This is a genomic window from Chengkuizengella sediminis (assembly GCF_010078385.1).
In the GTDB taxonomy this organism is placed as follows: Bacteria; Bacillota; Bacilli; order Paenibacillales; family KCTC-33759; genus Chengkuizengella; species Chengkuizengella sediminis.
On sequence record NZ_SIJC01000008.1, the window covers coordinates 76,906 to 100,185 of the forward strand.

The window sequence follows — 23,280 nt, forward strand, 5'->3', positions numbered from 1 at the left end:
ATGGACATTAGTATATTTGTAACATATCTTCTAATGAAATAAAAGATATTATTATTGGTGATTGTAGCCTTTGTTTAAATATTTGCACATTATTTTATATGAAGAGTTATAATATTATTTAAGAGGTTATCCTGAGTTAGGGGATTAATATAGAAGAGAAAATAATAATGAATACTATTAAATTAAGTCACCGTTTTCATGTAAACGATGACTTTTCTTTGTATAGATATATTTAATGATTATTAATATGTCTATAATTTTTTTTATTATCGGTCATATTGTGTATAACATCTCATGTAATAAATATTCATTTTCTTCTTGACTCGAATTAAAGAGTATTGTATGATTATCACGAATGGTTAGACCATTAGACTTTTATTAAAAATATATCAATATATAAGGAGTACATTATGAAAGATAGAGCGAATTTAGGAGGGATCTTTAATAAGGTTAAACCTGTTAGAGGATTCGAAGACATTGCAATGCAAATTCAAGAAGCGATTTATAGCGGTCAGCTAAAAAGTGGTGACCGTTTACCAAGTGAACGTGATTTGGCTGAGATGTTTCAAGTGAGTCGGTCAACTGTACGTGAGGCGATTCGTGTTTTAGAAGCTGAAAAAATTGTAGAAGTTCGTAGAGGAGTTAAAGGTGGGATTATCATAGTTGAACCCAAACCTGAGCAAGTAGGACGCTCTATTGAAGCTTTAATACGATTTAGAGGTGCAACGGCTGAGGAGTTGGGTGAGTTCAGAACAGATTTTGAAAGTCAAACTGCATATTTAGCAGCTAAAAGAGCTACACAAGAGCAATTGGATCGTTTGCAGGAAATTACGAACTTATTTCGTGATGAATCCAGTACTTTTGAAACACCGTGGTCTAGATTGGTAGAATATGATCTTATGTTTCATGAAGAGGTTGCAAACGCTTCCCATAACAAAATTCGTGTCGCGATTATGATGGCCACTCATGGAATACTTCAGAAGTCATCATTGAGTATAGAGAAAGTAGATACGACTGAATGGAGAAAGCAACAAGCGATAGATTTACAGAATATAACGGATGCTATTACGGAGCGTGATCAGGAAAAAGCAAGAAAAGCGATGGAAGATCATGTGGGTAGAAATGTAGATAAATATACGGATCAATGATTTATATATGCATAATTGATAACAACGAAGATTATAATTTTTTAAGATCAGGGAATTAAGTTTTATGGATTAAACATCTGATCGTTTGAACAAAATCAGCATTTTACAATTCTAATTCATTTAATGGTTGGTTTTGTTCAAACTTAGATCTTGTTCTAAGTATTTTTACAAAAGTTCCGTAAAAGTAATTCTATATATATTTGACGGTCCTTTGTTTACTTGGATATTGAAAATCTAGGTTAAAAAATTATAACTTAATACAGTAAGGAGAGGTTTAAATGAAACAGTTTGAAGGAGTATTTGTAGCTATAGTTACACCATTTACCGAAAATTATGAAGTGGATTATCAAGGATTGAAAGATCACTGTGACTGGTTAATTCGTGAAGGAGTACACGGTTTAATTCCAGCTGGGTCTGTTGGGGAATATGCGGCTCTTACAAAAGAAGAAAGAGCCAAAGTTGTTGAAACCGTGATTGAAACTGCAGACGGAAGAGTACCAGTAGTAGTAGGAACAGGCGCACCATCAACTGACCAAGTTGTTAGTTGGGTTCAGCATGCAAAAGATGCAGGAGCAGCAGGTGTAATGGCGCTTCCTCCGATTAACTATAATCCAAGTGAAGCAGAAATTTTTGCTCATTATGAAGCAATTTCAAACGTGGGTCTTCCAATCATTGCATATAATAATCCACATGATTATAAAACCGATTTAACCCCGGAATTATTAAGTAAATTATCTAAGATTGAAAACGTAGTTGCTGTTAAAGAGTTTTCTGGAGATATTCGTAGGGTTCAAGATATTTATGCAAGTGCTGATTTAGAGATTTTAATTGGTGTTGATGATTTAGGTTTTGAAGGTCCATTAATGGGAACAACAGGGTGGATCGCTGGATTTGCGAATGCATTACCTAAAGAAAGTGTAAAAGTATTTGAATTAGGTAGACAAGGGAAAACAGAAGAAGCACTTCCATTATATCGAAAGCTGTTACCTTTATTCCATTATGATGCTAGACCTGATTTAGTGCAAGCTATCAAATATACGCTAGAATTAGCAGGAAGACCTGCTGGACCAACTCGTCCACCACGTTTACCATTAAGTTCATCAGATTTGAAACTAATTAAGGAAGCATATGAACTAGCTATTAGCAAAGATGAAGTTAAAATTTAATAGAAAGGAGAATCAGACTATGAACAGTAAAAATTGGATAGGAGGAGAATGGATTACGCCTAATGAAGGAACTTCAGTTGTGAAAAATCCTTCAAATCTCCAAGAAGAAGTTGGTGTGATTCACTTATCCGATGAATCACAAGTATTCCAGGCAGAACAGGCAGCCAAACAAACTTTTAAGCAATGGTCTAAACTTACTGCAGCAGCTCGAGGTGAACATTTGTATAAAATGGCTGCATCACTTGAAAAACATAGTGAAGAACTAGCTACTCTAGCAAGTTCTGAGATGGGTAAACCTATCACTGAAATGAAAGGTGAAGTAACCAGAGGAATTCATTTATTACGTTATTATGCTGGTGAAGGTGTACGCTCTGACGGAGAAATCATTCCTTCTAGTGATGTGAATGTATTACAATATTCACGCCGTACCCCACTGGGCGTAGTTGGTGTTATTACACCTTGGAACTTTCCTGTGGCGATACCAATTTGGAAGTTTGCTCCCGCTTTGATATGTGGAAATACTGTCATTTGGAAACCTGCAGAAATTGCATCACTAACTGCAACTAAGATGGCAGAAATATTTGAAGAAGCAGGTTTACCAGCAGGTGTATTAAACCTTGTTATTGGTAAAGGAAGAGTTATCGGAGAAACTTTATTAGAGAAAATTGAAATGAATGGGCTTAGTTTTACTGGGTCTACTGATACAGGAAGGAAAATAGCAGCTTTATGTGCAAGTAGGAATATTAAATATCAAACAGAAATGGGCGGGAAAAATGCTGCTATTATTCTGAATGATGCTGATATAACTAAAACGATTCCAATGGTGATCAGTGGTGCATTTCGTTCATCTGGTCAAAAGTGTACAGCTACTAGTAGAATTATTGTGGAAAAAGAGATTTATCCTGCTTTTATAGAACAGTTACAAAAGGCAGTTTCAGAAATTAAAATTGCAAATGCTCTAGATCCTACGGCTTATTTAGGTCCAGTTGCTTCTAAATCTCAATATGACATTGTGAATTCGTATACCGAAATGGCTCGTAGTCAAGCAGAAATCATAGCAGAATGTCAAACTTCCATCTCGGAAGAGGGATATTACATTAAACCTCTAATTGCATCTGGAGTACAGGCGAATCATTCTCTAGTACAAGAGGAAATATTCGGACCAGTGGCTGTGACTTTACAAGCTGAAAACTTTGAAGATGCAATTGAACTATGCAACCAAACCATATTTGGTTTAAGTGCTTCTTTATTTACAACTGATTTATCTAAGGCACATCGTTTTTTAGATGAAGCAAATGCTGGAATGGTAAGAGTGAATCAGGAAACAGCCGGGGTAGAATACCAAGCTCCATTTGGTGGAATGAAACTTTCAAGCTCACATACTCGTGAGCAAGGTCAGGCTGCTTTAAGTTTTTATAGTGAAATTAAGACTTGCGCTATTAAACACACATTCTAAAAACAAATTTATTAGAGGTTGTTCAAAAAGTTTGAACTCGTACCTATTATATTAAGCGCAGGACACACCAACCTTATGGGTAAGGAACGAATGCGCTTAATGTTGTTTTTAGCGAATCAGGAGGATCGTCATGAGAGACCATAAAACAATCATATGTCGTTGTGAAGAAGTAACATTGGAACAATTAGTTCATACTGCAGAGTCATATCGGTGTTCCTCACGAGAGCTTAAACTGCGTACCAGAGCTGGCATGGGACAATGCGGAGGAAGGACATGTCGTGTTTTATTGGATACAATTGTCCAAAAGTGTGCAGATGATCGTACACCGCATGATATACCCTTAGGATATCAAGCTCCAATACGTCCGATTACATTTTCATTAATGGGGGAAAAGGATCATGATTAATAGTAGAATTGTGAATCACCCTATTCTTGGTCGTTTAAAAGAACGAGAAAAGGTTCATTTTACTTTTGATGATAATGAATTTATTGGCTATGAAGGGGAGACGATAGCAGCTGCCATGTTAGCAAATGGAGAACGTGTTTTACGCTGCCATGAGGAGACAGGGAGTTTACGTGGAATCTACTGTAATATTGGTCACTGTATGGAATGTCGTGTAAAGGTTGGCGAACAAAAATCAGTACGTGCTTGTCTAACTCTTGTAGAGGAAGGGATGAAAGTAAACTCTGGTAAAAAATTGCCAACACCATTTAAGAAAGGTGAGACACTATGGTAGATGTCATGATTGTAGGAGCTGGACCTGCTGGTTTATCTGCAGCTAACGTTTGTGCCAAAAATGGCTTAAAAGTAAAAGTTGTTGATGAGTTTATGAAAGCAGGTGGGCGATTACTTGGACAATTACATGAGGAACCTGACGGTACTTGGTGGAATGGCATTGAAGAAGCAAAAAAGCTATATCATAAAACCCAAAGTTTAGATGTAGAAGTCAAATGTGGTGTTTCTGTTTACAATATTAAAAAACTGAAAAAAAGCTGGAAAGTTTATACTACAAAGGGGAACTTTCAAACGAAAGCTTTATTGTTAGCGACAGGTGCTGCTGAAACAGCTTTACCTGTACCAGGTTGGACTCTTCCAGGTGTGATGTCCATCGGAGCTGCTCAAGTGATGACAAATGTACATAGAGTCAGAGTTGGAAATCGAGGGGTTGTCGTAGGTATTAACATCTTGTCGGCCGCCATTACTAGGGAGTTGCAATTGGCAGGAATTGAAGTTACCAGTATGTATCTACCTGGTAAAAATAGGGTCACTAGCGATCAAGCCATTCCATTATCAACGATGAAATCTATGTTAAAAGTTGCTTCTTTAGCTCCTTCAAAATTAATCCGTTTTGGTAGTTATTTTATGAAATTTGAATCGCTTCAATCCTTAGCAGTTAAATTTTATCCTAATAGTGGGATGAAGGTTTGGGGAATGCCAGTCCATTTACGAAAAGCAGTGATTGAAATTGTAGGTGATAAGCAGGTAGAAGGTGTTCGTGTAGCGCAAGTGGATGTGAATGGAGAGCCTATTTTATCCAAGGAAGAATTTGTACCCGCTGATTTTGTTTGCATAGCTGGAGGATTATATCCTCTTGTAGAGTTAGCTGCAGTATCTGGTTGTCCCTTTCAATATGTTCCTGAATTAGGCGGTCATGTACCTGTTCATAATGAAAAGATGAAAACTCCATTAGAGGGTTTATATGTTGCAGGAAACATTACTGGTATAGAAAGCGCGAAAGTAGCCATGAAACAAGGTACAGTGGCTGGCTATTCAGTGGTACAAGATTTGTCAAATAAAAAAGAAACGATTGAAATTCAATTAAAGCAAGCTATGCAAACAGTTGAACATACTCGTGATCAAGCGACGATTCAATTTCATCCTGATATACGTAGTGGTCGTAAGAAAGTGTATATGTCTTTTAATAATATTAAAAAAGCTTAAGCCTCACTTCATACAGTGGTAAAAGGGTTTAAATATGAAAAAGAGGGATTTCTATGGATAGTAGAAATACAGAGGTGTTAATCATTGGTGGTGGTGTAATAGGTGCAGCAACTGCCTATTATGTTGCAAAAAGTGGAATGGAAGTTACCGTCATTGACAAAGGTGATATTGCTTGTGGTACCTCCTCACGTTGTGATGGCAATATTCTAGCCATTGATAAAGAACCTGGATTTGATAGTCAGATGTCTCTAGTAAGCCAAAAGTTAGTTGACCAATTAAGCAAAGAACTTGATCTGCAATTTGAATACAGAGCACCTGGGAGTATTTTAGTTTGTGAAAGTGAAGATGAGATGATAGCTGCAAAGAGTTGGGTGGATAGGCAGAAAAAAGCAGGTCTTTCTTTTAAAATGTTAGATCGAAGTGATATCAAACAAGAATCTCCATATTTTGCTGATGATCTATTGGGTGGACTTGAATGTGAAACTGACTCAACTATTAATCCTTATTTGTTTACCTATTCTTTGTTTCACGGAGCTATGAAATATGGAGCAAAGGTGAAACTTAGATGTGAAATAAAAGGAATGACTAGGGATTCAGAAACCGGCTTATTTAAAGTGAACACGGATAACGGTGAATTTATTGCAAGAAAAGTTGTTAATGCAGGTGGGGTTTGGGCGCCGTACCTTGGAAGTATGCTTGATTTAGAAATCCCTATTAAACCAAGAAAAGGTCATATCATAGTTGCTTCACGTGATATGCCTGTAGGGTTGAGAAAAGTAATGGAATTTGGATATTTAATGTCTAAATTCGGAAAAGAAAGAACAGTTGATGAGGAAACAGATAAATATGGAGTTGCACTTGTCTTCGAACCGACTGAAAGTCAGAATTTTTTAATCGGAAGTAGTCGAGAATTTGTAGGTTTCAATACGAAGGTAGACATGGACGTTGTGAATTGCATTGCTCATAGAACCATACGTTTTTATCCTAAAATAGCTGATTTCCTACTTATCCGTACGTATGCTGGATTAAGACCATGGACACCTGATCATTTACCCATTGTTTCCCCTGTAGAGAAAATTCCAAATTATTATATTGCTGCAGGTCATGAAGGAGACGGCATTAGTTTAGCAGCGATTACGGGGAAATTAATGACAGAATTATTACATGAACAAAGTGATACTATCATTCCTACCGACCCTATTCGTTTTAGTAGATTTCAAAATGTGTCCGAGATTCTAACTTAAGAGGGTGTATTTATGAAAAGTAATAAGATGTTTAGAACGATAGATACGCATACTGGCGGAAATCCAACTCGAACTGTCATCAGCGGACTTCCAAAATTGATTGGGAAAACAATGTCAGATAAAATGTTGCAAATGAAAGAAGAGTATGATTGGATTAGAAAGTTGTTGATGTTTGAGCCTAGAGGTCACGATGTGATGTCTGGAGTATTACTCGTCGAACCATGCCATCCCGATGCAGACCTAGGTGTTATTTATATTGAGACTGGTGGTTACTTACCAATGTGCGGTCACGATACGATCGGATTTTGTACGGCTATGATTGAATCTGGAATGGTGGAAGTTGTTGAACCTATAACGACGTTAACGCTAGATACACCTGCAGGGTTGGTGAAAACGGAAATACTAGTTAAAAACGGAAAAGCAAAGGAAGTATCCTTTCTTAATATAGATTCATTTTTGTATAAAAGTGTTAAGATTTACGTGGAAGGAATAGGGAGCATATCATGTGATATTGCTTATGGAGGAAATTTTTATGCGATTACTGATGCCAGGAAGCTTGGTCTTGATTTAATCCCTTCTAATTCAGCGGAAATTATAGAAACAGCAATTAAAATTCGAAAAGAAATCAATCAAACAGTTGAAGTAGTTCATCCTCAATACCCTTTTATTCATGGATGTACTCATGTGGAGTTTTTTACAGATCCATCCCATAACGATGCTCATGTGAAAAATACTGTTGTAGTACCTCCTGGAGGAATTGATCGCTCACCATGTGGAACAGGAACTTCTGCAAAACTAGCAACTTTATTTGCAAATGATCAAATTAAAATGGAAGAAGAGTTCGTACATGAGAGTATTGTGGGCACATTGTTTAAAGCAAAAGTTAAAGAAAAAACTCAAGTTGGAAGACGACCCGCAGTTGTCACAGAAATAACAGGATCTGCATGGGTCATGGGATTTCATACCTTTTTCAGTCATGATGAGGATGAGTTGAATGAAGGATTTTTACTCATTCCCCCTGCTGATGATCATTAATAGATTGGAGTGGATGAGTTATGGAAATGGTAAAACATTTTACGACGACAGATCTGCATGCGGCTGGTGAACCTCTTAGGGTAATTACGGCGGGAATCCCTTATATAATGGGGAGCACTATGAAGGAGAAACAAGTCTATTTCAATGAACATTTTGATTATGTAAAAAAGATCTTACTTAGTGAACCTCGAGGTCACCTTAATATGAAGGGATGCATCATTACTCCTCCAATATATGAGGAATCAAATTTTGGTGTTTTATTTATAAATCATGATGAAGATCACTCTTTTTGCAGTCATAGTATTATAGCAGTTATTACATACATGTTAGAAACGGGAATGGTAAAATTAAACGAAGAAAAACAAGTGATTATAGATACTCCTTCTGGAAAAGTAATTACATACCCGGTTTGTAAAGGTTCGCAAGTTACAGAAGTTTCTTTTGATCATTTACCAGCTTACGTTTACAAACATAACATTGCAATTCATTCAATTGGAAAAGGACTTACAGCAGATCTGGTGTTTAGTGATTTCTTTTACGTGATGATAAATGCAGAAGAGTTAGGTATACAAGTTGTCATTGATCAACTCCCTGAGCTTAATAAATGGAGTCAAATCATAAAAAAAGAGATTGAAGAACTTGATCTGATAAAAGAAAAGAATCAAAGTATAAAAGGAATAGTTTTCTCAGAAACACCTAATCATTCAGAATCAAATTTACGCTTTGTTACAATATTTGAAAATGGACAAATTGATCGTTCTCCCTATGGAGCTGGAGTTGGCGCGCAATTGGCACAGCTTCATCATAAAGGAGAACTAGAAACAGATGAACGTATTATTTTGGAAAGTATTATAGGTGTTAGAACCCATTGCAAAATATCTATCAACCGTAAAACGATGACGAAATCTATCGTTCCTCATATTAGCGGAAGAGCATTTATTACTGGTATGCATCAATTTGTTGTAGATCCATCAGATCCTTTATTTGAAGGGTTTTTATTAAAGTAGATTTTGTTCAATTTAATACAAAATTTTATAAGTTTACTATATTAAATCATGTAGTAGGCTTTTTATTATGAATTAAATGATTGACTTTTGATTCTTATTGCGGTTATAGTGATTTTGGGAGATGTTCATTACTAACATTAGGGGGAAGATTTGTGGTTAGTAAAAAAACAAAAAAAGCGAGGATGAACCTACTATCATTTTTGAATAAAAACATAACCAAAGCACGGATCATAAAAACATTTATTGTTATTATAGGAGCATTTTTTAATGCAATTGCTTTTAATTTTTTTTTAATACCTGCTGATGTTTATTCTAGTGGTTTTGCAGGACTAGCTCAGCTTACATCCAGTGTTTTTGAAGATTTTACTCCAATTAATATCTCTACAGGTATCGTTCTATTTTTATTAAATATTCCAATCGCAATTCTTGGATGGAGATATTTAGGGAAATCATTTACTTTGTATAGTTTTTTCAGTGTTATATTATTAGCCTTGTTCATGGAATTAATTCCTGTTAAAGCTGTAGCTGAGAATGATATTTTATTAAATGCAGTTTTCGGGGGTGTCATGTCTGCAATAGGTGTTGGATTAACACTAAAGTGGGGTGCTTCTACTGGAGGGATGGATGTCATTGTTATGATCCTGTCTAGAATGAAGGATCGACCTGCAGGGACATATTATTTAATATTAAATGGTGTTATTATAACAGCTGCAGGAGCTTTGTATGGATGGCAAAACGCACTTTATACATTAGTTGCTTTATATGCTGCAACACGTGTAATTGATGCAATACATACACGCCATATTAAATTAACAGCAATGATTATTACATCAAAACCTGACCAATTAGAAGTAGCGATTCGAGAAAAACTATCAAGAGGAATTACGAAACTTCCAGCAAAAGGTTCATATTCTCAAGAGGATAAAGAAATGTTATTAATTGTGATTACTCGTTATGAATTATTTGACTTAAAGAAAGTCTTGAGTGAAACAGATTCAAATGCTTTTACTAATATCGTACAAACGACAGGGATTTTTGGATTTTTCCGAAAGGAATCCAGATTGAGTTAAAAGAAAATTAGTATCTAGATACAAAAAAATGTATAATAGATATGTTGTGGTTAAAAACTGACTTCTTTTCCTATTTTCATAGAGTAATATTATTTTACTCTCAAGATTTAAACAATTTGAAGTGGAAACTCTTTATTTATCGTCTAAAATCATATAATAAAAAACACAAAACAGAGAGCCTTGTGTTTACTGGGATTTTAAATTTTATTGCATATTGCAATATCCAGTATTCTACATTATTTACTATTAATTATTAACTTTAAATTGTTTAGGAGGAAAACATGAGTAAAAAAAATCGAATTAACTTTAAAAAATTGCTAGCACCTTTCGAAAAATCTAGTACCAAATCAAGTACGAGGCAAATATTGAATACATTTCTGCCGTTTTTTATACTTTGGTTCGCAGCGTATCAAAGTTTAAGTGTTTCTTTTTGGTTATCTCTTTTGTTTTCAATCCCTGCTTCAGGGTTTCTAGTACGTATTTTTATTATATTTCATGATTGTTGCCATCAATCCTTTTTCAAAAGTCGAATGAAAAATGATATTCTTGGTTCAATTAGTGGAGTTTTGACTCTGTTTCCTTATGAAAAATGGAAAAGAGAACATTCCATTCATCATGCTACGAATGGAAATTTAAACAAAAGAGGTACTGGAGATATATGGGTTCTTACAGTAGATGAATATGTAAAAGCATCATTTTGGAAAAGATTGGCATATCGGCTGTATAGGAATCCACTTGTTATGTTTGGCTTAGGTCCAATTTATATTTTAATCATTTTAAATCGTTTTAATGCAAAAGATGCAAGAAAAAAAGAACGAATCAGCACTTATATGACTAATTTATTCATTATTGCTCTATATAGTTTAATGTGTATTGTCATTGGTTGGAAAGCATTTTTAATGATTCAAGCACCCATTCTTTTTGTAAGTGGTGTATTAGGAATATGGTTATTTTATGTTCAACACCAATTTGAAGATTCTTACTTTGAAGATGAAGAAAATTGGGATTACGTTAAAGCAGCAATAGATGGCAGTTCATATTATAAATTACCAAAAATTTTACAGTGGATCACTGGGAATATTGGTTTTCATCATGTCCATCATCTTAGTTCAAAAATACCAAATTATAACTTGGAAAAAGTGCATAAATCAATATCTGAATTAAAAAAAGCGACAACGATAAAAATAGGTACTAGTTTGAAATCACTTCGTTTCAAACTTTGGGATGAAAGACGAAAAACTTTTATCAGTTTTAGAGAGTTAAAGAAATTTTATTTTAGTACGAAGGTAAATGCAAAGTAATTCATTCTTGCATCCATATATATAAATTCCTTTTAAGAAAGGTGTAAATTTCATGGGGGTTCATACATGAAATATCCATCATACTTAAAGGGTTTTTTTATTTTTAACTATTCTCTCTAGAACCAAAAACAATGATGGTCATTTATTTTAATGGGCGTGAACCCATTAACAATTTAATGCATAGGATATAGAACCAAAAAAAGATCGGTCAATCAATACAAAGACTAGAGAGGATGATATAAGTTGATTAATTATTTAGCTTTAGGTGATTCCTTAACGGTTGGTGTGGGTGCTTCGTCTCCGCAATATGGTTTTGTTCCTCAGTATATTTCAAAGACAAATAGAGAATTAAAAAAATATATCTTTTGTGAAAATATGGGTGTATCTGGTGCAACTTCAGAGGATGTTTTAGATATGGTTATTAATTTTGAGGATATTCAACTGCTAATTAAGCAAGCGGATATGATTTCCATAACAGTAGGTGGAAATGATATGAAAAATGCTGCAGTGCAATTTTTAAGAAGTAAAAATGAAAGTGTATTAGCTGCAGCCCTTAAACGATTTAATTATAATTTTGACAACATCATTGATATCATACATCAATTAAAAAAACATAATAAGAAAAATTATATGCTCAGAGGTATGAATTTATATAATCCATTTCCAAAAATACCAGGAACTGCAGTTTGGGTTAAACGATTTAATCAACATATAGAAAGCTTTGAAGGTAAGAATATTGGAATTGCTAACGTATATCCAATTTTTGTAGGTAGAGAAAAAGAATTATTATCATCAGACAATTTTCACCCGAATGGTAAAGGATATTACTTGATGGCCGAAGCGTTAAATGCACTAGGTTATTATCCATTATATAAGTGAATCTTGCTACCTCCTCATTGAAATAAAGATCTGCAATATTTAGGAAAAAGAAAAAGACGCTGTTATAGTCCCCACTGTTCATTTAATATAATGTGTTCAGACCTATCACTCTTTTTAACATTTTTAGGGGAGCATTTTCATCAAATAATAAGCACAACAATGTTGAATTTATTTCTCTTCATTTGGCCACAGTCACTAAGACTTTTTATTTGATGAAATTTACTCCTTAGATTAAAACTTCGTGTTGCACCAACTACTCATTAAAAAGTCTCGCCGAATTCTTCTATTGAGAATATTTGAGAAATGTGGTTTTGAAATAGATATTATCGGTATTAAAAGAATCCAGTCCTCAGGATGACGGTGGAGGGCCAAATCTTTCTGCTTTACAACTAGATACAGCAGATGTATTTTGTCCATCACTAGTAACTACAATTCCTTCTCCAACTTTTATAATTCTGGTCTCATCCGAAAAAGTTTCAAATTGACCAGCTACAATTTGTACCAGTTCCCCTATCATAGATTGTGCTAAGTTTGTTGTTGGCTCTTCAGTACACGAGCATTCTCCAGTACTTTTTCTAATGGGTTTTAATTTAAAATCAATTAGTGCTAAAATATCAACAGCACAAATATTATGAATTGGAATTTTGAAAATATCGCCTTCTGTTCCAAATTGATCTGATTCCAAACAAGCGATTAAATTGTCCACACTAAGCAATGTGCCACTATTGTCAGTTGTAAGAGTTAGTATTCCAACGTTCTCTCTCCCCACCAACTGCTCTAACACACATTGCATCGGACAGACACAACAATCACATATAGATTCGTCGAAGTGTCCCATAAGTCTCACCTCCATTCATATTTTAGTTAGTATATTGTATTAGTTTTGTTGGAGGTTTGACTGGACTGATGTTCCACTCTACAGATTTTCCGCTAATATACCGTATCGATCGTATCTACGTAGTCACCAAACGGATGGTTATCCTAGATGTGGTCACATCATTTTTCAAGAACGGTGATATTTCAGAACAAATTTCGATATTTTTTTGTATACTATAAATAAAAAGTATAGATAGGAAGAAATGAGGAATTATTTATGGAACATAAGTTTTATCATAATGAGATGTATCGAATTATGAAAAATCGGGATTCATCGTATGATGGATATTTTTTTATGTGTAATAAGTTAACTCAAACTTATTGTTTAATTTCATGTGAGGCAACCTTGCCTAAAACTGAAAATGTAGAATTTGTTCAAACCTATGCTGAAGCAGATGCTAAGGGCTTTCAGCCTTGTAAATTGTGTAACCCTAATGTTTTTCATGTCAAATGGGTTGACTATGTTGATACCATTGAAATCGAAGTACCTGAAGAATTTGATTTTACTGAATGTTTGGTCTTTTTAAAAAGATCAGAAGAAGAATGTTTACATAAGGTCGTCCAAAATAAACTATTTAAATTACTGAAATTTGATCAAAAATTTGTGCTGTTAGAAATATCAAGTGTTAATAGAAAAATGATCATTACATTTTTGAAGGGAATTCCTACCCATTGGATGAGAGCTCAAACTGCAAAATATATTTGGGATATGTTTGATCTTGATACAGAATTAGCCCCCTTTTATTCATCTTTAAAAAAAGATCCTATAATGGGACAGCTTATTAAAGATTATTACGGATTAAGATTAATTAAAATCAATGATTTATTTGAAGCATTATGTTGGTCTATTCTAGGACAACAGATCAATTTGAGGTTTGCTTATACTTTAAAAAAACGTTTTGTTCAGGCATATGGTGAAAAATTTACATACAAAGATGAAGATTATTGGATTTTCCCTAAGGCAAATCATATATGTGAAATCCCAATTGAAGATTTAAAGGAAATGCAGATATCAACAAGAAAAGCAGAGTATATTGTTGGGGTTGCAAAGAAGATCACGGATGGAACTTTAAATCAAAAACAATTAGGATTTGAAAACAATTATAATAAAATGGTGGATCAACTTACTTCTATTAGGGGAGTAGGAAAATGGACAGCGGATTATACGATTATGAAGTGTTATTCTATCAATAGCGCTTTTCCAATAGCAGATGTAGGAATTCACAATGCTTTAAAAGCAATCTTAGCATTAAATCAAAAACCATCTATTGATGAAATAAAGGTACTAGTTAAACAATGGACAGGTTGGGAGTCTTACGCTGCGTTTTATCTTTGGAGATCATTGTATGATTAAATAATATTTGTTTTAAAATTCTTTAATATTGGTGATTACTCATTAGTTCTAGCTGATGAGTTTTTTTCAATTGAAGTAAAAAGATGAATTGGATTGTATTATATCTATTTCTTAAAGAATGTTCATACAATAAAAACAAAAGCTTCTTGAGGGGGAATAATATTGGTTATCACTCCAGGCATTCCAAACCTTCCTTACGTTATGAAAGACGGTATTAAACATTTTACACTTGTAGCCGAACCTGTGACCCAACAATTGCTGCCGGGGTTGTATATGAATGGATGGGGGTATAATGGGTATATCCCAGGTCCTACAATACAAGTTTTTCACGGGGATAGAGTAAATATTAGAGTATATAACAAACTTCCAGAACCAACGAGTGTCCATTGGCATGGGATTGATTTACCTAATGTCATGGATGGGGTTCCAGAAGTAGAACCTTCCCCTAGAATTGATCCAAATCATTATTTTGACTATCAATTTAATATTATTAACCCACCAGGTACACATATGTATCATACACATTATCATACTGCTAAACAAGAAATGATGGGTCTTGGTGGAACTTTTATTATATTAGAACCACCTCAAAAGAAATCCGTAATTCAAAGAGACTATTTTATGATGTTACAGGAATTTGCAGTTATAGGACTTGAGAAAGGGACTTTATCACCAGGTACATATGATCTTGAACCTCTGTCGCATGAATTAAATTTCTTCACAATAAACGGAAGGTGCTTTCCTTATACAATACCACTCTTCGTTAAAGAAGGTGAAAACATACGAATTCGCATTGGTAATTTAGGAATGAATGCTCATCCCATCCATCTACATGGACACCAATTTATAGTGACTGCTACAGATGGAAATTCTTTTACAGAGAGTAATCAATATTTGAAAAACACGATTTTAGTAGGTGCTGGTGAAACATATGATACTCAGTTTTATACCAATAATCCTGGGATATGGCCATTACATTGTCATATTCCTCATCATTTATCTAATAATTCTACAACAAATACTGGTGGCATGTTTACAACTGTTGTTTATAAATAATAATAAAATCTTTCAAAGCATTGTTATTTTAAAATGAATCTATTAAAATTAAACATTTAAGAGGTAAAAACCGAAAAATTAAAAGGACTTTAACGGATTTAAAGGAGACATCAAGATGGGAACTATGATTCTACACAAACCTTCACAAAAAATACTTAATAAAATGAAGGAACTAGAAAATAGAGAAGTTACAAAATCTGAAATGATAGGGATTAACATTTATTTACTTCGAGAAATGAAACAGCTAACACAAAAAAAATTATCTGCAGAAAGTGGTTTGTCAATTTCATCAATTTCAAAAATAGAACGTGGAAAAAGAGTCTCAAATAAAACAGTTCATCAAATATGTAGTTATTTAGGGTATTCAATAAAAGAATTACAACATAAAGTCATTTTAAACTCAGAAGAAACAGGTATGGATATTAATATCCATATTAAAAAAGAGAGAAAGATGCTAGATTTAGACCTAGAATTACTCAGTTTGTTAGGTGTAAAATAGAGTTTCTGATTTCCAGCGCAGGAAGTGCTGATCTAGCATTTGTAGAAACAGATTTTTATAGTTCGTTGCTCCTCTTGAATAAGTGGGAGTTCACGAACTGTTAATATTAAAATGAAAATGCTTATCCACTTACTTGCAATCAGCAAGTAATATAGGTATAATTTAACTGGAAATTACAATAAGGGGCTGATACAATGAATCAGTTTAGGGATTCCATGTTAATATTATCTAGGAAGTTTGGTATTCTAAACGAACAGTCTTGTGTAAATTGCTGTGGTAAGGAACTATCACTTGTGCAAAGTCATATATTATATGAAGTCAATCGTCAAAATCAACCTTCTATGCAGGATATTGCCGGCGCATTAAGTATGGATATTACAACTTTTAGTCGTCAAGTTAAGAACTTGATTGACAAAAACTTAATTAAAAAAACACCTGACTTAAAAGATAATCGAATTCATATTTTGTCTTTAACAGATAGAGGGAAAGAATTTCAATCTAAAATAGATCAAGAATTTAACGTTTATCTTGAACAAGTATTTAACCAATTAAGTGAATTCGAACGAGATACAATCATAAGATCCATTGAACTATTAAATATTTCGATGAATAAAGCTGAAGTGTGTTGTATTCCAACAAAGTAAGTGAATATCGAGTTAAAACTTGTATTATGCAAGTTTTAACTCGGAAAGAAAGGAGAATGAATTAGGTGGAGAATCAATTTTTTGATATTGTTCAAAAATTAAAGCTGGAACATGAACTTTTAAGAGGGAATTTTGGTTTAGAGAAAGAAAATGTAAGAGTTAACGAATTTGGTGAACTCGCTTTAACCCCTCATCCTGCAGTTTTTGGAAATAAATTAACACATCCTTTTATTACGACTGATTTTTCTGAAAGTCAAATAGAAATGATTACACCTATGTTTCATACGCTTGAAGAGTGTTTTAATTTTTTAGAGAATATCCATCATATCATTACTTTAGAGCTTAAAGAAGAATATTTATGGCCACAGAGTAATCCTCCGATGCTTCCTGAAGAAGAACAGATTCCAATTGCAAAATACGAAAATTCAATAAAGGGAAAAGAAGCAGAGCAATACAGAGAAAAATTAGCAGCTGGTTACGGTAAGAAGAAACAAATGATTTCTGGGATTCATTATAACTTTTCTTTACAAGAGGAGTTTTTAAATAAGATTTACAAAGAAGCAGATACAAATAAAACGTATAAACAGTTCAAAAACGATATTTACTTACAAATAAGCAGGCATATATTGCAATATAGATGGTTGCTCATTTATTTATTTGGTGCTAGTCCAGGGGTGCATACAAGTTATAATAAGGAATGCATTGAGATCATGGAGAAGTTAGATCAAGAAAGTTCATATTTTCAATATGCAAGCTCATTTCGGAATGGGGTATGTGGTTATAGAAATGAGGGAGAGCTGATCGTATCCTATCGTACTGTAGATGAGTATGTGAGTGATATTAAAAAGCTGATAAAGAATGGAAAACTTCAAAGTGCAAAGGAATATTACAGTCCAGTACGTCTGAAATCAAACAATAATTCAGATTTATTAACATCGTTAGAGAGTGAAGGGATTGAGTACTTAGAGTTGAGGATTCTCGATTTAAATCCTTTTTTGAACATAGGTGTAGATTTAGAAACTCTTTACTTTGTACATTTATTTATTTTATTTGGTTTATATAAGAAAGAAGTAAATAAAAATGAACATTCACAGATGACTTCTCTAATAAATCATGAGCTTGCTGCAAGTTTAGGTAGAAAGCAAAACTTGATGCTTTTTAAAACTGTACAAGAGGTTGTTTCAATTCATAAATGGGGGATTGAAATCTTAGATGAGATGCTCACTTTTGTTTCTAAACTTGGCATTAGAAAGGATTATTTTCAACAAATTATTTATGATGCAAAACATAAATTCAATCATCCTGAAAAAGGTACCTCATCACTAATCTTAGAAGGAATTCGTGAAAAGTCGTTTATTCAATTTCATATGGAGAAAGCAAAACAGTATTTGAATAAAAGTAAGACAAAATCATACAACCTTCTAGGTTATGAAGATATGGAGCTATCCACACAAATTTTATTAAAGGATGCAATTAAGAAAGGAATTCATTTTGAAATTTTAGATCGAAACGACAATTTTATATTGCTGAAAAATGGATCTAAGAAAGAATATATTAAACAAGCTACGAAAACTTCGTTGGATTCATACAGTACCATTCAAGTGATGGGAAATAAATTAGTAACAAAAAAAGTGTTAAACGAACAAGGTATACATGTCCCAATGGGTCAACATTATCTAACTAAGGATGAGGCATTATCGAATTACCTGTATTTTAAAAAAATGGAAATCGTGACAAAACCAAAATCAACAAATTTTGGTTTGGGTATATCAATATTAAGAGGGGATTATTCTCAAGCCTCTTTCGAGAGATCGGTTGAATTAGCTTTTCAATATGATGACTCTATCTTGATTGAACAATTCATAAATGGAAAAGAATATCGTTTTTTTGTGATCCAAGATGAAGTTGTGGGTATTCTGCATCGTGTACCTGCAAATGTAACAGGGAATGGACAATCGAATATACAAAAATTAGTAGAGGAAAAAAATAAAAATCCTTTAAGAGGCAAGGGATATAGAACTCCGTTAGAAAAAATAAAATTAAGCGAAAATGAGGAAATGTTTTTAAGGGGGCAGGGGTTAAACTTTCAATCCATTCCTAAAATGGGCGAGATCGTTTACTTAAGAGAGAACTCTAATATAAGTACTGGTGGAGATAGTATTGATTTTACAGATGTTATTCATAGTTCGTATAAAAACGTTGCCGTATCTGCAGCACAAACAGTGGGGGCTTCTATTTGCGGTGTAGATATGATCATTAAAGATGATTATTCACAATATGTTGAAGAAAACTACAGCATTATAGAATTAAATTTTAATCCAGCCATTCATATTCACTGTTATCCCTTTAAAGGAGAAAATAGAAAACTCGGAGAGAAGATTTTAGAAGCACTCAGGTTTTAGATTAGTCAATCAAGTTTAATTAAGAGTAATATAGAAATCTCAATATGATTAGGGTGAGGCTGTGAAAGTATTTGTTTACGATATGTAATGATATAATTTGGTAATAGAAATGATTTAAAGTTCATAGGAAGGTAGGAAACAAGGATATGAGTGAATTAAATCAGGGTGAACCCGTTATAAAAATAGAAGAATTGTATAAAAAATATGGTCAATTTATTGCGGTGAATAAAATTAATTTTGAAGTAAATCAAGGTGAAGTTTTTGGATTGTTAGGACCAAATGGTGCCGGGAAAACAACCACTATGGAAATGATTGAAGGGTTGAGAAAACCCGATAGTGGGAGGGCATTGGTCGCTGGTTTTGATACTCAAAAACAATTGAATAAAGTAAAAGAAGTTATCGGTGTTCAGCTTCAATCTACTTCATTGTTTGATTTATTAAAAGTGAAAGAAATCACAAAAATGTACGCAGGTTTTTATCCTAACCCTGTAGAAATTGAACCTTTGTTAAAAAGTGTCAATTTAGAGGAAAAAATGAACGATAGGGTGAAAAATCTTTCAGGGGGACAAAAACAACGTTTGGCCATTGCTTTAGCTTTAGTTAATGATCCAAAAGTGATTTTCTTGGACGAGCCAACAACTGGCCTTGATCCACAAGCTAGAAGAACGTTATGGGACATTATTTTAAAATTAAAAGAGAAGGGGAAAACGATTATATTATCTACACATTACATGGATGAAGCCCATATTTTATGTGATCGTATCTGTTTAGTAGATCAAGGAAACATCATTGCTTTGAACACACCTCAAGAGTTAATAAAAAGCTTAGACTCGCAAAGTGCAGTGGAGTTTAATTTATCAAATATGAAATTGTTAAATGATACTGATAAAAAACAGATGGAGCATGAGTTTGGTACTATGGCAGCTGTTAAACAAGTGGACATACATCATGATACTTATGTATTGTATACAGATCAATTACAGGAAACTTTAACAGATTTAATACAACAAGCAGAAGAAAAAAAGATTAATTTAGCGGATTTACAAACTAGAACGGCTACATTAGAGGATGTATTTATACATATGACAGGAAGGAGTCTGAGAGAAGAATGAAGGGATATCGACAGTTAACGATAGCACAGTTGAGAATATTTGGACGCAATCGTCAGGTTCTTTTTTGGACATTATTTTTTCCTATTTTTTTAATGATCATGATTGGCTCCTTTTTAGGTGGAGGGAGTAACGTTTCTTTACAAGGTGTTATCATTGATATGGATGAATCCATGGAATCCCGGATGTTTGTAGATGGATTGATATCAAATCAAACTTCTATAGATGCTCCTGTATCTGTACAATTTGAGTTATCAGAGGATGAGTTGATTGCGAAGGAACAACTTAAACAAGGAGATATTCAACTCATTGCAATCGTACCTGAAGGTTATAGTGATGAGGTGAATTCTGAAGATGGAACCTCTAGTATTATTTTATATTACGATGAAACAGATCAATTAAGATCAACCATAGGGATTGGATTAGTTGAAGGTGTAGTAGATCATATTAGTAAACAAATGGCTGGTTATGAACCTGTTATAACAGTACAACAAGAAGGATTACAATCTATAAATTTGCAGTACATTGATTTTCTTGTCCCAGGTATTGTAGCGATGATGATCATGTCAAATAACCTTAATGGTGTTGCTGGTCAAATTGCATCCTGGAGGGAACGAGGAGTTCTTCGAAGAATGCAAAGTACAACATTAAAAGCGTCTACTTTTATTGCTGCTCAAATTACAGCAAGACTTATATTAAATGGTCTTCAAGCTTTAATCGTTTTATTAGTAGGAAGTTTCATTTTTGGAACACAAGTAAATGGATCTTGGTTATTGTTAATTATGTTTGTCGTTTTAGGAACATTAACCTTTATGTCAATAGGTTTCATTATTGCTTCTGTAGCTAAAACACCTGAGAGTGCAGGACCTATAGCAGGCTTTATTTCATTCCCGTTATTATTTCTAGGTGGTGTCTTTTTTCCAATCGACGATATGCCATCTTACTTACAGCCTATTGTAAGTTCTTTACCAATTGCTCATTTAAGTACTGCTTTTAGACAGATTATGAATGTAGGTGCTGATTTAACAACTCTATGGAGTGAAGCGCTGTTATTAAGTGGGTGGATGATTGTAGCCTTTATTATAGCTAGTATTACATTTAAATGGGATTGATGTTTCACAAGTAAGGTAAAGTCAAGTGATAGGCAATAAGCATACAATTACAGTTAAGTATTATTGCCTATTATTTATCAATAAATTCGATAACATACATTCGCAATCTTCATAACTCCGTTAAACAAAATGTTATATAATTTTATAAGAGGTTTGGTATTGCACAATTTATCATTCGAATAGCTCCACATTTTTATAATACTCTAGAAGAAGAAAAATATACAGTTGATCAAATAGCTGATTCTTTATAAGAAGTAATATTTATATATCATTTTATTTTTAATTTATTACAAGGGGTTGTTTGTTTGAATACAAATAAAAATACATTTTTTATTGGAACTTTATACTCACTTGCAGCGTATGTACTATGGGGATTGCTTCCGATTTATTGGAAGTGGATCGAACATGTCCCAGCAGGAGAAATTTTAGCTCATCGAATTGTGTGGTCTTTTGTTTTCGTAATCGGAATTATTTATGTAACTAAAAAATCTTCAACGTTCAGGCAGCAGATATATTTGTTTTGGAAAACTCCCAAAAGTATGGTACCTGTTTTAATTGCAGGGGTACTTATTAGCTGTAATTGGTTCATATATATTTGGGCTGTGAATCATGAACAAATAGTTGAAGCAAGTCTTGGTTATTATATGAATCCTTTACTTAGTGTATTATTAGGAGTGATTGTTCTAAGAGAGAAGATGTCCAATTGGCATTTCATTGCGTTGTTTTTTGCAGGAATAGGTGTAGCTATATTAACGATTCAACATGGACAAATCCCTCTAATATCAATTGCTCTAGCCCTTAGTTTTGCATTATATGGATTAGTAAAAAAAATAATTAAGCTTGATTCTGTATTTTCTCTGGCCATTGAAACAGCTTTAGTATTACCAATAGCATTGATTTATCTAAGTAGCCTACAAGGAAAAGGTACCGGGACATTTTTAACATCCTCACTATCAACAACTATTTTGTTAATTTGTACGGGAGTAGCAACAGCTTTACCATTATTATTTTTTGCTGAGGGATTACAAAGAATTTCCTTATCATTAAATGGTTTTTTTCAATATTTAGCACCAACGATAAGTCTAATACTGGCTATATTTGTATATCATGAACCGTTTTCAAAAATACAACTGATTAGTTTCATGTTTATTTGGTTTGGTCTAATCCTATTTACACTTTCTAGCACAAACCTAATTAGGGTTTCAGAGAAAAAAACAGCAAGCGTATAGTTGAAGTTAATTTATTTTATTTTCACGTAGCACTCATTTAACTTTAGTATATTGAATAATATAGTTTATAAAGGTAGGTAAATTTTTATCCACTTAAATGTCATCTGAAAATATGAGCACTTTATGTTATGATAGTAAATGGATTTATTCATGATATTCCTCACTCCCTCGATAAAATCATGAAATGTTAATAAAGAGAAAACGAAGTAATTTAACCGAGGTGATACATTAATGAACGTAGCTTTTTTTCTAACACCAAAATCTGAGGTCATTTATTTAAATGAATCATGGAGTATGAGACAAGTTCTTGAAAAGATGAAACATTATCGTTATGCAACTGTCCCTATTATTGATGATCAAGGTAAGTATATAGGAACAATATCTGAGGGTGATTTGTTATGGCAGATGCACGAAATGATTGGAGAATCAATAGACAATTACAGCAAAATTAAATTAAATGACATCCCACTATATAACAGTTATAAATCTATCCATGTGCGGGGAGAAATTGAGGATTTAATAGATTTAACGATCAGACAAAATTTTGTACCTATTATTGATGACCTTGAACATTTTATTGGAATCGTAACACGAAAAGATATTATACATCATTTAAATTCAAAATTAAAAACAATATAATTCAATTCATGTTAGTTAAAACGTCACTGTGAGATCAGTGGCGTTTTTTATATGTATTTTTTTTTGAATGGAGATGTTATTTTGGATGCTTTTAAGCTGAAATGTTAATTCC

General features: G+C 33.4%; 22 protein-coding genes. 21 read left to right on the top strand and 1 reads right to left on the bottom strand.

From position 1 onward, the window contains the following. The first annotated feature begins 410 nt into the window (after positions 1–410). The 12 genes from EPK97_RS15720 (at position 411) to EPK97_RS15775 (ending at position 12,248) form a co-directional block, all read left to right on the top strand. Positions 411–1,148, top strand: a complete 738-nt coding sequence (locus EPK97_RS15720) for a FadR/GntR family transcriptional regulator (RefSeq protein ID WP_162037576.1) — start codon at positions 411–413, stop codon at positions 1,146–1,148. A 278-nt stretch (positions 1,149–1,426) separates the two neighbouring features. Then, the gene (locus tag EPK97_RS15725) at positions 1,427–2,314 is read left to right on the top strand and encodes a dihydrodipicolinate synthase family protein (protein WP_162037577.1); all 888 of its coding nucleotides are present in this window, start codon (positions 1,427–1,429) and stop codon (positions 2,312–2,314) included. A gap of 19 nt (positions 2,315–2,333) precedes the next feature. Continuing rightward, positions 2,334–3,770, top strand: coding sequence for an aldehyde dehydrogenase family protein (locus EPK97_RS15730; RefSeq protein WP_162037578.1), 1,437 nt, complete (start codon positions 2,334–2,336; stop codon positions 3,768–3,770). A 130-nt stretch (positions 3,771–3,900) separates the two neighbouring features. Further along, positions 3,901–4,176 carry a (2Fe-2S)-binding protein gene (locus EPK97_RS15735; protein ID WP_162037579.1) on the top strand — a complete coding sequence of 92 codons (276 nt, stop codon included), beginning with the start codon at positions 3,901–3,903 and terminating at the stop codon, positions 4,174–4,176. Then, complete coding sequence (locus EPK97_RS15740) at positions 4,169–4,507, top strand: (2Fe-2S)-binding protein (RefSeq protein WP_170295549.1); 339 nt, start codon at positions 4,169–4,171, stop codon at positions 4,505–4,507. Before EPK97_RS15735 ends, EPK97_RS15740 begins: the two co-directional genes overlap by 8 nt. Next, positions 4,501–5,712: an NAD(P)/FAD-dependent oxidoreductase gene (locus tag EPK97_RS15745; protein WP_162037580.1), complete on the top strand. Its 1,212-nt coding sequence runs from the start codon at positions 4,501–4,503 to the stop codon at positions 5,710–5,712. Before EPK97_RS15740 ends, EPK97_RS15745 begins: the two co-directional genes overlap by 7 nt. A gap of 53 nt (positions 5,713–5,765) precedes the next feature. Beyond that, complete coding sequence (locus EPK97_RS15750; protein WP_162037581.1) at positions 5,766–6,956, top strand: NAD(P)/FAD-dependent oxidoreductase; 1,191 nt, start codon at positions 5,766–5,768, stop codon at positions 6,954–6,956. 12 nt (positions 6,957–6,968) lie between these two features. Beyond that, a complete protein-coding gene (locus EPK97_RS15755; RefSeq protein ID WP_162037582.1) occupies positions 6,969–7,991 on the top strand; it encodes a proline racemase family protein in 1,023 nt (340 codons plus the stop codon). A gap of 20 nt (positions 7,992–8,011) precedes the next feature. Next, positions 8,012–8,998 (top strand): proline racemase family protein, encoded by a 987-nt coding sequence (locus EPK97_RS15760; RefSeq protein WP_162037583.1) that lies wholly within the window; start codon positions 8,012–8,014, stop codon positions 8,996–8,998. Positions 8,999–9,180: 182 nt separating this feature from the next. After that, a complete protein-coding gene (locus EPK97_RS15765) occupies positions 9,181–10,068 on the top strand; it encodes a YitT family protein (protein WP_162037673.1) in 888 nt (295 codons plus the stop codon). A gap of 281 nt (positions 10,069–10,349) precedes the next feature. After that, positions 10,350–11,369 carry a Delta(5) desaturase DesA gene (gene desA, locus EPK97_RS15770; RefSeq protein WP_162037584.1) on the top strand — a complete coding sequence of 340 codons (1,020 nt, stop codon included), beginning with the start codon at positions 10,350–10,352 and terminating at the stop codon, positions 11,367–11,369. Positions 11,370–11,612: 243 nt separating this feature from the next. Further along, positions 11,613–12,248, top strand: coding sequence for a GDSL-type esterase/lipase family protein (locus EPK97_RS15775; protein WP_162037585.1), 636 nt, complete (start codon positions 11,613–11,615; stop codon positions 12,246–12,248). Between the two features lie 349 nt (positions 12,249–12,597). Here EPK97_RS15775 and EPK97_RS15780 read toward each other — a convergent pair whose 3' ends face one another. Then, entirely contained in the window at positions 12,598–13,086 is a 489-nt protein-coding gene (locus EPK97_RS15780) for a hypothetical protein (protein WP_162037586.1), read from the bottom strand. A 255-nt stretch (positions 13,087–13,341) separates the two neighbouring features. Here EPK97_RS15780 and EPK97_RS15785 point away from each other — a divergent pair, with 255 nt between their 5' ends. The 9 genes from EPK97_RS15785 to EPK97_RS15825 all read left to right on the top strand — a co-directional run bounded on the left by EPK97_RS15785 (position 13,342) and on the right by EPK97_RS15825 (position 23,168). Next, complete coding sequence (locus EPK97_RS15785; RefSeq protein WP_162037587.1) at positions 13,342–14,478, top strand: Ada metal-binding domain-containing protein; 1,137 nt, start codon at positions 13,342–13,344, stop codon at positions 14,476–14,478. A gap of 162 nt (positions 14,479–14,640) precedes the next feature. Next, entirely contained in the window at positions 14,641–15,534 is an 894-nt protein-coding gene (locus tag EPK97_RS15790) for a multicopper oxidase family protein (RefSeq protein ID WP_205690276.1), read from the top strand. Positions 15,535–15,649: 115 nt separating this feature from the next. Continuing rightward, complete coding sequence (locus EPK97_RS15795) at positions 15,650–16,033, top strand: helix-turn-helix domain-containing protein (protein WP_162037588.1); 384 nt, start codon at positions 15,650–15,652, stop codon at positions 16,031–16,033. Positions 16,034–16,227: 194 nt separating this feature from the next. Then, on the top strand, positions 16,228–16,677 hold the full coding sequence (locus EPK97_RS15800) for a MarR family winged helix-turn-helix transcriptional regulator (RefSeq protein ID WP_162037589.1): 450 nt from the start codon (positions 16,228–16,230) through the stop codon (positions 16,675–16,677). A gap of 65 nt (positions 16,678–16,742) precedes the next feature. Next, the gene (gene gshAB / locus EPK97_RS15805; protein WP_162037590.1) at positions 16,743–19,079 is read left to right on the top strand and encodes a bifunctional glutamate--cysteine ligase GshA/glutathione synthetase GshB; all 2,337 of its coding nucleotides are present in this window, start codon (positions 16,743–16,745) and stop codon (positions 19,077–19,079) included. A 146-nt stretch (positions 19,080–19,225) separates the two neighbouring features. Continuing rightward, a complete protein-coding gene (locus tag EPK97_RS15810; protein ID WP_162037591.1) occupies positions 19,226–20,191 on the top strand; it encodes an ABC transporter ATP-binding protein in 966 nt (321 codons plus the stop codon). Further along, positions 20,188–21,300 carry an ABC transporter permease gene (locus tag EPK97_RS15815; RefSeq protein WP_162037592.1) on the top strand — a complete coding sequence of 371 codons (1,113 nt, stop codon included), beginning with the start codon at positions 20,188–20,190 and terminating at the stop codon, positions 21,298–21,300. The genes EPK97_RS15810 and EPK97_RS15815 overlap by 4 nt, the downstream gene beginning before the upstream one ends. Before the next feature lie 305 nt (positions 21,301–21,605). Continuing rightward, a complete protein-coding gene (rarD, locus tag EPK97_RS15820; protein ID WP_162037593.1) occupies positions 21,606–22,529 on the top strand; it encodes an EamA family transporter RarD in 924 nt (307 codons plus the stop codon). Between the two features lie 231 nt (positions 22,530–22,760). Beyond that, entirely contained in the window at positions 22,761–23,168 is a 408-nt protein-coding gene (locus EPK97_RS15825; protein WP_162037594.1) for a CBS domain-containing protein, read from the top strand. Positions 23,169–23,280: the final 112 nt, after the last annotated feature.